Source organism: Burkholderia sp. A2, assembly GCF_001729305.1.
Lineage (GTDB): Bacteria > Pseudomonadota > Gammaproteobacteria > Burkholderiales > Burkholderiaceae > Burkholderia > Burkholderia sola.
This window is the reverse complement of sequence record NZ_LZXX01000081.1, coordinates 12673-26502: the sequence shown is the minus strand read 5'-3', so window position 1 is coordinate 26502 and position 13830 is coordinate 12673. Positions and strand designations below refer to the sequence as shown.

The following is a 13830-nucleotide window of genomic DNA, read 5'->3' as shown; positions in this document are numbered from 1 at the left end:
TTGCCGAAGAGAAGCACACCATGACCGAACAGGAAGCCGAACAGCTCGCGACGCACCGCCACTACAAGGGTGGCCTGTACCGCTACATCGGCGTTGCCCGCCATTCCGAAACCGAGGAATCGGTGGTCGTCTACGAGCATCTGTGGCCGCATGCGCGCGGGCTGTGGGTGCGCCCGGAAGCGATGTTCAACGGCAACCTCGAAGACGGCACGCCGCGTTTTCGCAAGCTGCGCGACTGAGCGGGCGGCACCGGAGCCGGTGTCTAGCCGGCGCTGCCCGGCTTGTCGTGCGGCGCCTGTTGCCGCAGCGCCATCGCAAAGAAGCGCCGGATTTCATCCATCAATTCCGCGCGGGCCGACGCGAAATCGAACGCGCGCCGGTTTTCATGCGCGTAGCGCCGGCGCCAGTCGTCGGCCGCATGCCGCGCTTCGCGTGCGCGCAGATCGTCGAGTTCGGGCGTGCGCAACGCGTGATCGGCGATCAGCGTCACGCCGTCGCGGCTGACCTCCAGCACGCCGCCCGCGACGAGCAGGCGGCGATGCTCGCCGGTCGGTGCGTCGACGAGCATCACGACGCCCGGCCGGATCCGCGTGAGCAGCGGCGCGTGGTGCGGGTAGATCCCCAGTTCTCCGCTTTCCCCCGGAACGACGACGAAATGCGCGTCGCCGGCATACAGCACCGCTTCCACGCTGACGATGTCGAGCCTCATCGACGTTTTCATGCGTACTCCTTCAGACCGCGGCCGCGCCGGCGACGATTTCGCACAGCTCGGTGGTGATCTGCGCCTGTCGCGTCTTCTGGTACAGGTGCCGCAGTTCGCGCAACACGCGGTCGGCATTGTCCGTCGCGGTCTGCATGCTGAACATCCGCGCGCATTGCTCGCATGCGTAGTTCTCGACAACGGCCTGATAGAGCGTCGCCTCGACGTAGCGCAGCAGCAACGTGTCGACGACCGGTTTGGGCGCGGGCTCGTACAGATAGTCGGACGCGGCCGCGCCGTCGGTCGGCGCGCCGGTGTCGAGCCCCACGATCGGCAGCATCGCATCGATGCGCGGCTCGTACGCGAGCGGGCTCGTCAGCCGGTTGTATGCGACGTGTACTTCGTCGAGCTCGCCGTTGACGAACGCGGTCAGCGGCACGAGCAGCGCACCGAGCAACTGCTCGAAGTGCGGCTCGGCGGCCAGGCCGCTCGCACGTGCGGCGATGGTCGCGCCGTGGCGCAGCAGCGGCGCGAGGCCGCGCGCCCCGATCACGCTCAGTTCGCACGCGACGCCGGCCCGGTCCCAGCGTTCGAGCGCATCCACGCATTCGACGAGCAGCCGCGCATTGAGCGGGCCGCACAGCCCGCGATCGGTGCTGACGACGATCAGGCCGACGCGGCGCACGGTATCGCGTCGCGCCATCAGCGCCGATACGTGGTCGGGACGGTCGCGCAGCACGCGTTCCGCCATCGCGCCGATGCGCGCCGCGTACGGGCGGAATTCGCGCGCGCGTCGCTGCGCGCTCGCCATCTTGGTGCGCGCCATCATTTCCATCGCCTTGGTGATCTTGCGCGTGGACGAGGTACTGGCGATTTTCGAGCGGATTTCGCGTATGTGCATGTCAGGGGGGGCGTCGCGGCCATCCGGATGTCATCGTGCGGATTCATGCTATCGGGACTTCACCTGAAACAATTGACGGAAATCAAACGACTTCACCCGGTCCCGCACCAGAATCCGTTCACATGATCCTTGCGAAGGGGCAGTCGATGACCGAGTTGCGCACGCATCAGAAATACGAAGCGCTGATTGCGCGTTGCCGCGCATTGCGCCCGGTGACGGTCGCGGTCGCGCATCCCTGCGACGAGGTATCGCTGCACGCGGCGGCCGCCGCCGCGCGGGCCGGCATCATCGTGCCCGTGCTGGTCGGCCCGGTGGCGCGGATCACGATGCTCGCCGCGACGCTCGGTGTCGACCTGTCCGGCTATCGGCTCGTGGACGCGCCGCACAGTCATGCGTCGGCGGCGCGCGCCGTCGAGCTGGTGCGCGCGGGCGACGCGCAGGCGCTGATGAAGGGCAGCCTGCACACCGACGAGTTGCTGGCGGAGGTGGTGCGCGCCGACACGGGGCTGCGCACCGGGCGGCGCCTGAGCCACGTGTTCATCATGGACGTGCCGACTTACCCCAAGCCGCTGTTCATCACCGACGCGGCCGTCAATATCCGTCCGACGCTCGAACAGAAGGTCGACATCGCGCAGAACGCGATCGATCTCGCGCATGCGCTCGGCATCGCCCGGCCGAAGGTGGCGATCCTGTCGGCGGTCGAGACGGTCAGCTCGAAGCTGCCGTCGACACTCGACGCGGCCGCGCTGTGCAAGATGGCCGAGCGCGGCCAGATCACCGGCGCGCTGCTCGACGGGCCGCTCGCGTTCGACAATGCGATCAGCCCGGAGGCCGCGCGGCTCAAGCATCTCGGTTCCGCGGTCGCGGGCGATGCGGACATCCTGCTCGTGCCCGACCTCGAGTCCGGCAACATGCTCGCGAAGGAGTTGACGTTCCTCGCGAATGCCGATGCGGCCGGCATCGTGCTCGGCGCGCGCGTGCCGGTGATCCTGACGAGTCGCGCCGACAGCGAACGCACGCGCCTGGCGAGTTGCGCGGTCGCGGCGCTCGTCGCGGCGGCGCGCGCCACGGCGGCGCCCGTGGACGCGCCGGCGGTTGCGGCCGACGCACACTGACGAGGCCGCGATGCGACATCCCGTCCTGGTGCTCAACGCCGGCTCGTCGAGCCTCAAGTTCTCGGTCTACGACACGCGCGACGATCGTTCGCTCGATGCGGGCCTGCACGGACAGGTCGAGAATCTGCATGGCGCACCGCATCTGTTCGTGGCCGACGCGCACGGTGCGACGCTCGCCGATGGCCCCGTCGCGCGACCAGGGCATCAAGGCGCGATCGAGGCGCTGCACGCGTGGTTCGCGGCTCACGTCGGGCGGGAGGCCGCGTTCGACGGCGTCGGGCACCGGGTCGTGCATGGCGGCCCGTATTTCACCGCGCCGGTGCGGATCGACGCGCGCGTGCTCGATGCAATCGCGTCGCTTTCGCCGCTCGCGCCGCTGCACCAGCCGCATCACGTCGACGCGATTCGCGCGGTTGCCGCGGTTGCGCCGAACCTGCCGCAGGTCGCGTGTTTCGACACCGCGTTTCATTCGACGGTGCCGGCGCTCGAACGGGAGTTCGCATTGCCGCGCGCGCTGACGGGGCAGGGCATCGTGCGCTACGGGTTTCACGGGCTGTCGTACGAGTACATCGCGACCGCGCTCGCGGCCCTCGATCCGTCGTGGGTGCAGCAACGGACGGTCGTCGCGCACCTCGGCAACGGCGCGAGCCTGTGTGCGCTCGCGAACGGCCGCAGCGTCGCGACGACGATGGGGTTCACGGCCGTCGACGGGCTGCCGATGGGCACGCGCACGGGCGCGCTGGACCCGGGCGTGATCCTGTACCTGCAGCGTCACGCAGGCCTGTCGCTCGACGAGGTCGAGCATCTGATCTATGCCGAATCGGGCTTGCTCGGCGTGTCCGGCGTGTCGAGCGACATGCGCACGCTGCTCGCGAGCGACGCACCGTCGGCCGCGCATGCGGTCGAGCTGTTCGCCTATCGCGCGGCCCGCGAACTCGCCGCGCTGGCCGGCGTGCTCGGCGGTCTCGACACGCTCGTGTTCACGGCGGGCATCGGCGAGCACGCGCCGCCCGTGCGTGAACGGATCTGCAGTCGCGCGGCGTGGCTCGGCATCGTGCTCGACGACGCGGCGAACGCCGCCGGCCTGCCGGTGATTTCGAGCGACGCGTCGCGCGTGACGGTGCGCGTGATCCCGACCGACGAGAACCTGATGATCGCGCGGCACACGCGCCGCGTGCTGGACGACGCGACTCCTTCCACGCCGTATCCGACCCGGTGAGACTTCCGATGACAGCACGCGACACGCCTTCCCCTGCCGTCAGCGCCCCCGCGCTGCCGATTTTCTGGCCGATGGCCGCCGCCACGGCGATGTTTGCGGCCGGCTCCGAGATCGCGGCGCGCAATCTCCGCTTCCTCGCGGAAGAGGAGAAGCTCCATTTCGAAGCGCATCCGGCGCTGGCATCGGCGAACCGGCCGTTGCTGGAGCTGCGGACGATGACGTTTCGCGATTATTCGGCCGCGCCGGCGCACGGGTTGCCGACGATCGTCGATGCGCCGTACGCGGGGCACAGCGCGATGATCGCCGACTACCAGCCGGGGCAGAGCCTGATGCAGACGCTGCGCGAGCACGGCGTGACGCGTCTGTACCTGACCGACTGGCGTTCGGCCACCGAGGACATGAAGGACCTCGAGGTCGACCAGTATCTGGCCGAGCTGAACGTGTGCGTCGACGAACTCGGCGGCCGCGTGAATCTCGTCGGGCTGTGTCAGGGCGGCTGGATGTCCGCGATGTATGCGGCGCGTTTCCCGCACAAGGTCGCGAGCCTCGTGCTGGCCGGCTCGCCGATCGACACCGACGCGGGCGACGGCCCGATCAAGCGGATGGTGCACACGTATCCGACGTCGTTCTACGAGGAACTCGTCACGATGGGCGGCGGGCTGATGCGCGGGCGCTTCATGTTGCGCGGCTGGAAGAACATGCATCCCGACCAGCACTATCTCGCCGAGCACGTCGACCTGTACGAGCATCTCGACGATCCCGAATACCTGCGCAAGCGCGAGGTGTTCGCGAACTGGTACGAAAGCCCGATCGACCTGCCGGGGCGCTGGTACCTGCAGGCGATCGTGCAGATCTTCAAGGAGAACCGGCTCGCGAAGGGCACGTTCGTCGCGCTCGGGCGCACGCTCGACCTGAAGGACGTCGCGTGCCCGACCTATCTGCTCGCCGGCGAGGCCGACGACATCACGACGCCGGAGCAGGTGTTCGGGGCGCGCGATCTTCTCGGGACGCGCGCGTCGCGGATCGAGAGCCGGCTCGTGCCGGGCGGCCATATCGGCCTGTTCATGGGGACGCGCACGCTGACGACGGTGTGGCCCGACATCGCGCGATGGATCGCGGCGCAGCGCTAGATCGACACGGGGGCGACATGACGTTGCGACACAAGCGGGGGCTCGTCGTCGGCATCGCGAACGAACAGAGCATCGCGTGGGGATGCGCGCGCGCGTTTTGCCGGGCCGGCGCCACGCTCGCGGTGACCTGGCAGTCGGAGAAGACCTTGCCGCACGTCGAGCCGCTGTTCGCGCAACTCGACGCGCCGATCCGGATGCCGCTCGACGTCGGGCAGCCCGACCAGATGGCGGCGGTGTTCGATGCGATCGCGGCGCAATGGGGCGAGATCGACTTCGTGCTGCATTCGATCGCGTATGCACCGAAGGCCGATCTGCAGGGCCGTGTGGTCGACAGTTCGCCGGCAGGCTTCTCGTTGGCGATGGACACCTCGTGCCATTCGTTCATCCGGATGGCGAGGCTCGCCGAGCCGCTGATGACGCGCGGCGGGAGCCTGATGGCGATGAGCTATCTCGGCGCGGAGCAGGTCGTCGCGAACTACGGGGTGATGGGGCCGGTCAAGGCGGCGCTCGAAGCGAGCGTGCGGTACCTGGCGGCCGAACTCGGCGGCGCGGGCATTCGCGTCAACGCGATTTCGCCGGGCGTGCTGCCGACGCGCGCGGCGTCGGGCCTGCCGGACTTCGGCCGGCTGCTTGACGACACCGCGCGCCGGGCCCCGCTGCATCACACGCTGGATATCGACGACGTCGGCGCGTTCTGCGCGTTTCTCGCCAGCGACGGCGCACGGGCGATCACGGGCGGCACGCACTATATCGACGCCGGCATGCACATGCTCTAGCGTGCCGGCGGCACGCGGTGTTCAGGCTCGCGCGAATGCCTGCACGAGGGCCGGCGGCGCGTGGGCGACCGTGACCTCCGGCGTGCCGTGCCACGCCGCGAGTTTCTTCACGGCTTTCGCGACGTCGGCCGCGAGCCCGGTGCCGAACCGCACGCCCGGCTCGACATGCACGGCCTTCAGCTCGAACGTGCCGAGCGTGCGATGCGCTTTCGCATCGACGCGGCCCACCAGCCGGCCGCGATGCAGCACGGGCAGGCAGAAATAGCCGTAGCGCCGCTTGTGCTCGGGCGTATAGCACTCGATCGTGTAGTCGAAACCGAACAGCGTCGACGCGCGCCGCCGGTCCCACACGACCGGGTCGAACGGCGACAGCAGCGTCGTGACCGTCGAGCGCAGCGTGTCGGCAGCAGCCGCCGGCAGCAGCGCGTCGAGCGAGCGATGCACGTAGGCCGGTTCCTTCCAGTCGTCGATCCGCACCGGAATCAGGTCGCCGGCCTCGGCGAGCTGCTCCAGTTCCGCGCGGTACGAACGGCGCGGCAGCCGATAGTAGTCGGCCACCCAGTCCGCGCGCACGACGCCGAGCGCGCGGCACGTGTAGTCGAGCAGCGCAGGCAGCACCGCATCGCGCGGCGGCAGGTCGCGCGTATCGTCCCAGTCGGGCAGCACGCGTTCGCGCACGTCGTACACGCGCTGGAAATTGCGGCGCTCCGACACCATCAGGTCACCCGTCGTGAACAGCACTTCCAGGTGACGCTTCTCGGGCTTGCGATCCCACCAGCCGTTGCCCTTCACACCATCCTCGCGCGCGAAATCGGCCGACCGCACCGGGCCTTGCTCGCGAATCCGCGCAAGCAGCCGTTCGATCTCCGGACGATTCTGCTCGTGCCATTCGGCCGCATATTTCCAGCCCATCCCCGACGGATCGAGCATCTTGTAGCGCATCAGCCCGAACTGCTCGATCGGCAGGAAACACGCTTCGTGCGACCAGTATTCGAACAGGCGCGCCTCGGCGAGATGTTCGTCGAGCCAGTGCGGCGGGAAATCGCCGAGGCGGCTGAACAGCACGAGATACGGGCTGCGTGCGACGACGTGGATGGTGTCGATCTGCAACTGCGCCATCCGGCGGATCGTGTCGAGCACGTCGGACTTGGTCGCCTTGCGGCGCGGCGGGGTGAGCAGGCCCTGTGCGGCGAGATGGAGGGCGCGGGCGGCGGCGGGCGAGAGCGTGAGCATCGGCGGGACGGTCGAGGGTGGCGATCGGGAGCCACTTTAGCGCGAAAGCGGCGCGCGCGTGCGACGTGCGGCTGCAACGCGTCTGACAATGGTTGACAGATGCGTTTTGCAAGTTTCCCTATAGTGCAGTTCATGGCGCGACGATCAATGCGCGCAATGATTCCGCTTCCGACGCACATATGTCCATGGCACGCAGGAAGCGAATCCGGGATTCCCGACCCCCATCGGGAGACCCGGAGCCCTGAGCGGACATCCATGCGGCTGTGCACCGGCCCCGTGTGGATGTCCGCTGATTTTTTTGCTTTTCCGGTTTTTCATCCATTGCCGCGCGACGGGGCATGCCGCGGCGCCGGCCGCTTATGCCCGCTTGCCGCGCGCGACTTCGTCGCCGGCGCCAGGCGGCAGCCGCCGCGTGATCGGAATCGACGCGAACGAGCACAGCCCGACCACCAGGAACGCGGGCCAGAAATCCGACCACATCATCGTCTGGTGACCCTGGAGCCAGTGCGACACGTGCAGCACGAGGCCGGCCACCGTCACGCCGAGGCCGAGCGACATCTGCTGCACGACGCTGCCGAGGCTCGTCGCGCGGCCTGCGTCGCGCGGCGAGATGTCCGCGTAGATCATCGAATTCAGGCTCGTGAACTGCAGCGCGGGGAAGATGCCGCCGACGAGCACGATCAGCCAGATCGCCCAGGTCGCCATGCCGGGATGGAACACGCCGTACGCGGCGATCGCGAGGCCCGCGAATGCCGCGTTGTAGATCAGCACCGTGCGAAAACCGAAGCGGCGCAGCGTATGCGTGGCGGTCGAGCGGCTGACCGCGCCGCCGAGCGCGGACGCGCACGTGATGAGCCCCGAGTGGAACGCGCTCATGCCGAGCCCTTCCTGCAGCGCGAGCGGCAGCAGGAACGGCACCGCACCGAGCCCGATGCGGAACAGCGAGCCGCCGACGACGCTCGCGTGGTACGTCGGGATTTTCAGGAAACTGAGGTCGAGCACCGGGCGCGCCTTGCGGCGCGCGTACGGCACGTACAACGCGAGCATCGCGGCGCCGGCCGCGCACATGATGATGGCGTTCGAGCGTGACGTGAGCGCACCGTCGATCAGCGTGAGACCCATCAGCAGCATCGCGGCGCCGCTGGCCGACAGTAGGAAGCCGAACCAGTCGAGCGGGCCCGGGTCGGGCTCGTGCGTGTTCGCGATGTGCTTGCTGGCGAGGTAGATCCCGTAGATGCCGATCGGCACGTTGATGAAGAAGATCATCCGCCAGTGCAGGTAGGTCGTGATGAAGCCGCCGACGAGCGGCCCGACCGTGGGCCCGAACAGCGCGGGAATCGCGAGGTAGTTCATCGCGCGCACGAGATCGGCGCGCGGCACCGCGCGGAAGATGATGATGCGGCCGACCGGGACCATCATCGCGCCGCCGACGCCCTGGATGAAGCGCGCGAACGTGAGCACGCCGAGCGAGTTGGACGCCGCGCACATCAGCGAGCCGACGACGAAGATGCCGATCGCGGTGCGGAACACGGCGCGCGCGCTGAAGCGGTCGGCGAGCCAGCCGCAGATCGGGATGAACACGCCGAGACCGACCACGTAGGCCGTGATCGCGATGTTCAGTGTGACGGGGTTGTGCCCGAAGTCCCTTGCCATCGCAGGCAGGGCGGTGACGATGATGTTCGCGTCGACGCTTTCCATGAACAACGCACAGGCAACGATGAGCGGTGCTAGAAAGACGGGCGACATGGGCAGGGCGCGCGGTAAAGACGCCATTATGCCCACAATGTGACCGTTGCGTCACGTACGACAACAGTTGTTCCGCATGTTGCAACAGTCGTCTTTTCCGGCGGGTGGCGCGGAAAGGACGACCGCGCACGTGCGAGCGTGCGCTCCTCTCCTGGGCGATGAACAACGCAGCATCGTCGTAGCGATGCGCACGCGTCTTCGATGCGAGGCAGGAGGCCGACACGGTGATCGCCGAACCGCGTGTCGTACGGCACGTCGACCGCGCGTTCGAGTCGGAATCCGCGACGAGGGATCGACGCCGGCCCGGTCATGTCGATTCCTTTTGACGGCGTGGCCGTGCGTTTCTAGAATATGAGCACTTGCTCACATTCGAAAGCCGCCTTACCGTCATGTCCGAATCGTCGTCGCGCATTCCGCTGTCGCCGCGCAAGGCGCCGCGCCAACGCCGCTCGGTGGCCACCGTCGATGCGATCGTCGAGGCCGCCGCCCGCATTCTGGAGCGCGACGGCTTCGACGGTTACACGACGAACGCGGTGGCCGCGCTGGCCGGCGTGAGCATCGGCTCGCTCTATCAATACTTTCCGAACCGCGATGCGCTGACGGCCGCGCTCGTCGAGCGCGAGAGCGCGCATCTGCTCGACGACGTCGACCGGGCCGCCGCGCTGTCGTCCTGCGACGACGTGCTGCGCACGCTGGTGCGCGGGGCCGTCGCGCACCAGATGCGCCGGCCGGTGCTCGCGCGGCTGATCGATTTCGAGGAGGCGCGCTTGCCGCTCGGCGCACGCACCGCGCGCGTCGCGGACCGCATCCACGCGACCTTGCTGCATGCGCTCGGGCTGCGCGATGCGCCGCGCGTCGCTGCACCCGACGTCGTCGCGCACGATCTGCTCGCGATCGTGAAGGGCATCGTCGATGCGGCGGGCGCGCGCGGCGAGACCGATGCGGAGGCGCTCGAAGCGCGTGCGTGGCGGGCGGTACGCGGCTATCTCCGCGAGTCGCGCGAATCGAAACTTGCTTGACATGCGTGTTTCGTGCGACAGTCAGGCCCATTCGCACCACAACATGACGCGTATCGATCGAAGGCCATCGAGACGAACGCGCGCGCGAACGAGACCTCGTGCCGATCCACTCACCATTCGAAAGGAGGGGACACGCCATGACGTCACGTCGTGCCGCACCGCTTGCATCTCGCTTTCCGTCGCGTCAGTCGCCGCCCGCGCCGCGTCCGCGCTGGGCGGCCGCACTGGCCATCGCCTATCTCGCCGTCGCCGGCTGCGCCGCGCAGGCCGACAATGCGCACCAGGCCGCCGCGCAAGCGGCCAGCCAGTCCGCGTTGCCGGCCACTTCCGCAGCCGCGCCCGCATCCGGCACGCTGCTGCCGCCGCCGAGCCAGCTCTACGGCGACCTGTTCGTCGCGGTGCAAACCGCGCAGCTCTATCCCGACCAGAAGACCTTCGTCGACGCCACGCCCGATACCGATCCCGCGACGATCGTGCAGTTGTATCAGCAACAGAAATCGCAGCCGGGCTTCTCGTTGAAGGCGTTCGTCGACCAGCACTTCACGCCGCCCCCGGAAGGCGGCGTGACGCCGCCGCCCAACCAGACGCTGCGCCAGCATATCGACTGGCTGTGGCCACAGCTCACGCGCACGAGCACCACGGCGCCCCCGTACAGTTCGCTGATTCCGCTGCCGAAGCCGTACGTCGTGCCGGGCGGCCGCTTCCGCGAGGGCTACTACTGGGACACCTATTTCACGATGCTCGGGCTGCAGGTGTCGGGGCGCGAGGATCTCGTCGACGACATGCTCGACAACTTCGCATACCTGATCGATACGATCGGCCACGTCCCGAACGGCAATCGCACGTACTACGCGAGCCGCTCGCAGCCGCCGTTCTTCGCGTACATGGTCACGCTCGCCGCGCGGGTCGAAGGCGACAAGGTCTACCAGAAATACCTGCCGGCGCTGCGCAAGGAGCATGCGTACTGGATGCAGGGCGAAACCACGACGCCGCGCGGGCAGGCGACGCGCAACGTGGTCGCGATGCCCGACGGCGCCGTGCTGAACCGCTACTGGGATGCGCGCGACACGCCGCGCGACGAGTCGTATCTCGAGGACGTGACGACCGCGAAATCGGTGCCGTCCCGTCCGGCGAACGAGGTGTACCGCGACCTGCGCGCGGGCGCCGAAAGCGGCTGGGACTACAGCTCGCGCTGGTTCGGCGACGGCAAGACGCTCGCGACGATCCGCACGACGTCGATCGTGCCGGTCGACCTGAACAGCCTGATGTTCCATCTCGAGACGACGATCGTGAAGGGCTGCGCGGTCACGCGCGACATCGCCTGCGTGGCCGATTTTTCAGCGCGCGCGGGGCGGCGTGCGGCCGCGATCAATCACTACCTGTGGAACCGTCGCGGCTATTACGGCGACTATGACTGGCAGTTGCGCAAGCCGCGCGACGGCGTGACGGCGGCCGCGCTGTATCCGCTGTTCGCGGGCGTCGCATGGCCGGAGCGCGCGAAGGCGACCGCGCGCGAAGTGCGCAAGACGCTGCTGCAGCCGGGCGGTCTCGCGACGACGACCGAGAACACGGGCCAGCAGTGGGATGCGCCGAACGGCTGGGCGCCGCTGCAGTGGATCGCGATCGACGGGCTGCGCCGTTACGGCGAAGCGGCGCTCGCGAAGGACATCGGCACGCGTTTCCTGTCCGACGTGAAGCAGGTGTACGCGGCCGAAGGCAAGCTCGTCGAGAAGTACGTGGTCGAGGGCAGCGGCACGGGCGGCGGCGGGGGCGGCGAATATCCGTTGCAGGACGGCTTCGGCTGGACCAACGGCGTCACGCTGAAGCTGCTGGGGCTGTACGGCGAGTAACGCACGGCGGCGCGGGCCGCATGCCCGCACGGCAAGCAACCACACGGGCCGGACCGTCGCGCAAGCGGCCGTCCGGCCCGTGTCCTGATGCGGCGGGTATCAGAACGTGATCGTCGTGCGCACGCCGACCACCGTTTCGTCGCCGATGCGCGCGCCGGCCGCGTTCGGGTTCGGGATGCCGCCGCCCGGACGGAAGAAGTGCTGCAGGTCGGCCTGCACTTGCCACCACGGCGCGACCTGATACTGGTACGTCGCCTCGATGACCGTCTCCGCGCGGCGCACCGGATAGCCGGGCGTCGTGTACGCGCCGGTGTCGCCGTCGAGGCCGCGCGCATGCGAGCCGATCTTCGCGTAGCCGATCGCGATGCCGGCGACGTCGTTGTCGCGTCCGACGAACGGCGCCTTCAGCGTCACGCCGGCGTTGGCCGCGAAATCGACGATGTTGCGGTCGCCCGGCGAGCCCATCACGCGCGCGAACACGCCGACCGAGCGCGGGCTGCCGGCCGACGGCCGCCACACCATCTGGTCCGCGACCGCATAGAAGCCGTAGTTGCCGCGATGCGTGGCGGGCGTGCCGTTGCTCGCCGGATCGGCGAGCGACAATCCGTCGGCGCCGTAGCGCGGATCGTTCGCGTGCTGCGACTGATACCAGACGCCGAGTTTGTACGTGCCGGGCAGGCCGGCCGGTTGCGGCGCCTTCGGATCGGCGGGCGGCGCGTTCAGCGCGTACTGCACTTCGCCGATCACGAATGCGCCGCTGCGCAGGTTGAAGTTGGTGCCGTGCGCGTTCAGCACCTGCGCGTCGCCGTCGCTGCGGCCGGCCGGGTTGCCGTCGAACACGCCGACCATTGCGGTCCACGCGTCGGCCGGCTTCACGCGCAGCCGCACGCCGAGCGACGACAGCGGATACGCGGGACCGCCGGACGGCAGGTCGGTGGACGGCAGCACGGGCCAGCCGAACGTCGCGTTCATGAACGTCGCCGCGTTCGGGCTCACCATGAATTCCTGGTCGACGCTCTGCTGGCCGACTTTCACGTCGACCTTGCCGTCGAGCAGCGATTGCTGATACCAGATCTCCCACAGGCGCGTGGTCGAATTGGCTTCGATGCCGGTCGCGGTCTGCAACGTCTGCAGGTAGCGCTGCGTGAGGTTGGTGCCGTGGATCTGCAGCCCCGACACGTTGAACGTGCCGCCCGGCAGGCCGATCGCCTTGCCGGTGTCGACGTCGAAACCGAACTGCGTGAGCCCCTGGTAGGCGCCGCCGCGCCCTGTGCCGCCGGACGTGTTGTACAGGTACTCGCTGGTTTCCTGCAGGCTCAGCGTGACGCCGTGCGCGTCGAGCACGTCGCGCAGGCCGCCGATGTTGCCGAGCAGGTTCGATCGCTCCCACAAGCCGGTCGGAGCAGGCGCGGCAGCATCGGCGGCCTGTTGTTGCGCGGGGGCGGCCGCATCGCGCGCGCCGGCCGCCGGTTCGGTTGCGGCGGGAGACGTCGCTTGCGCGAATGCGGGTGCGGCGGCGAACGACAGCAGCAGCGCGGCGAGCGCATCGACGCGACGCTTGCGCGGGACGGGTGCGAGAGGATGCTTCATTTGGGATCCGTTGGCAGTTTGATTAGTTACGCTGAAGAAACGGGAACGGGATGCGGGGGCGTATGGCGAGACGGCCCGCACGGACGGAGAGGGAGTTACGGCAGCCAGCCGCCGACGCGCCACACCTGCGCGAAGCCGACGCGTGGCGCGACCGAGCACAGCAGCGCGGCGAGCGCGAGCGCGGCGGCCGTCGCGGCGATCAGCACGCAGTCGAGCAGGCGGGGCGGCGCCGGCACGTGGGCGAGCGCGCAGCCGCGCCAGTGGCCGAATGCCCGCGCGAACGGCGAGCGACCGAAAAAAGAGCGGTCGCACGCGACGTGCACGACGCGCTTGAGTCTGACCGCGAACGATTGAAAGAACATGACGCTGCCTCCGTTCCGCCCGGCGAACGCCGGACGACGTGATCGAGCGCGGGTGCGTGACGCGACCCTGCGATCGGAGGATGGAACATAACGGAGCGTGCGACTGACGAACCGGCGATGGCCGGCCCGGGAGGACGCGCGCTAACCCGACGAATGCGAGCTAGCGGCGAAAGACATGCGTCTGGCTGC

General features: G+C 68.8%; 13 protein-coding genes. 7 read left to right on the top strand and 6 right to left on the bottom strand.

Annotation, left to right across the window (positions count from 1 at the left end; translation table 11 throughout):
• The first annotated feature begins 20 nt into the window (after positions 1 to 20).
• On the top strand, positions 21 to 239 hold the full coding sequence (locus A9Z05_RS06035; protein ID WP_006480837.1) for a DUF1653 domain-containing protein: 219 nt from the start codon (positions 21 to 23) through the stop codon (positions 237 to 239).
• Between the two features lie 23 nt (positions 240 to 262).
• Here the strand turns inward: A9Z05_RS06035 and atpC are convergent, their stop codons facing one another.
• Positions 263 to 721 carry an ATP synthase F1 subunit epsilon gene (gene atpC / locus A9Z05_RS06030; RefSeq protein ID WP_069617290.1) on the bottom strand — a complete coding sequence of 153 codons (459 nt, stop codon included), beginning with the start codon at positions 719 to 721 and terminating at the stop codon, positions 263 to 265.
• 10 nt (positions 722 to 731) lie between these two features.
• The gene (gene atpG / locus A9Z05_RS06025; RefSeq protein ID WP_069617289.1) at positions 732 to 1601 is read right to left on the bottom strand and encodes an ATP synthase F1 subunit gamma; all 870 of its coding nucleotides are present in this window, start codon (positions 1599 to 1601) and stop codon (positions 732 to 734) included.
• Positions 1602 to 1636: 35 nt separating this feature from the next.
• Here atpG and A9Z05_RS06020 point away from each other — a divergent pair, with 35 nt between their 5' ends.
• The 4 genes from A9Z05_RS06020 to fabI are packed head-to-tail and all read left to right on the top strand — an operon-like array spanning position 1637 to position 5841.
• Positions 1637 to 2716 (top strand): phosphate acetyltransferase, encoded by a 1080-nt coding sequence (locus A9Z05_RS06020; RefSeq protein WP_256121865.1) that lies wholly within the window; start codon positions 1637 to 1639, stop codon positions 2714 to 2716.
• Positions 2717 to 2726: 10 nt separating this feature from the next.
• Positions 2727 to 3935 carry an acetate/propionate family kinase gene (locus A9Z05_RS06015; RefSeq protein WP_069617288.1) on the top strand — a complete coding sequence of 403 codons (1209 nt, stop codon included), beginning with the start codon at positions 2727 to 2729 and terminating at the stop codon, positions 3933 to 3935.
• 8 nt (positions 3936 to 3943) lie between these two features.
• Positions 3944 to 5065, top strand: coding sequence for an alpha/beta fold hydrolase (locus A9Z05_RS06010; RefSeq protein WP_069617287.1), 1122 nt, complete (start codon positions 3944 to 3946; stop codon positions 5063 to 5065).
• 17 nt (positions 5066 to 5082) lie between these two features.
• Positions 5083 to 5841 (top strand): enoyl-ACP reductase FabI, encoded by a 759-nt coding sequence (gene fabI / locus A9Z05_RS06005; protein ID WP_069617286.1) that lies wholly within the window; start codon positions 5083 to 5085, stop codon positions 5839 to 5841.
• A 21-nt stretch (positions 5842 to 5862) separates the two neighbouring features.
• Here the strand turns inward: fabI and A9Z05_RS06000 are convergent, their stop codons facing one another.
• Positions 5863 to 7074: a winged helix-turn-helix domain-containing protein gene (locus A9Z05_RS06000; RefSeq protein ID WP_069617285.1), complete on the bottom strand. Its 1212-nt coding sequence runs from the start codon at positions 7072 to 7074 to the stop codon at positions 5863 to 5865.
• 357 nt (positions 7075 to 7431) lie between these two features.
• Positions 7432 to 8820 carry an MFS transporter gene (locus A9Z05_RS05995; protein ID WP_069617284.1) on the bottom strand — a complete coding sequence of 463 codons (1389 nt, stop codon included), beginning with the start codon at positions 8818 to 8820 and terminating at the stop codon, positions 7432 to 7434.
• Positions 8821 to 9209: 389 nt separating this feature from the next.
• On the opposite strand from A9Z05_RS05995, the gene A9Z05_RS05990 reads away from it, so the two are divergent.
• Together A9Z05_RS05990 and treA are read left to right on the top strand one after the other, a co-directional pair.
• Complete coding sequence (locus A9Z05_RS05990) at positions 9210 to 9839, top strand: TetR/AcrR family transcriptional regulator (protein ID WP_069617283.1); 630 nt, start codon at positions 9210 to 9212, stop codon at positions 9837 to 9839.
• A gap of 137 nt (positions 9840 to 9976) precedes the next feature.
• Positions 9977 to 11689: an alpha,alpha-trehalase TreA gene (gene treA / locus A9Z05_RS05985; protein WP_069617282.1), complete on the top strand. Its 1713-nt coding sequence runs from the start codon at positions 9977 to 9979 to the stop codon at positions 11687 to 11689.
• A 99-nt stretch (positions 11690 to 11788) separates the two neighbouring features.
• Here the strand turns inward: treA and A9Z05_RS05980 are convergent, their stop codons facing one another.
• Both A9Z05_RS05980 and A9Z05_RS05975 read right to left on the bottom strand, forming a co-directional pair.
• Positions 11789 to 13279 carry a carbohydrate porin gene (locus A9Z05_RS05980; protein WP_069617281.1) on the bottom strand — a complete coding sequence of 497 codons (1491 nt, stop codon included), beginning with the start codon at positions 13277 to 13279 and terminating at the stop codon, positions 11789 to 11791.
• A gap of 95 nt (positions 13280 to 13374) precedes the next feature.
• Complete coding sequence (locus A9Z05_RS05975) at positions 13375 to 13641, bottom strand: hypothetical protein (RefSeq protein WP_069617280.1); 267 nt, start codon at positions 13639 to 13641, stop codon at positions 13375 to 13377.
• Positions 13642 to 13830 lie beyond the last annotated feature (189 nt).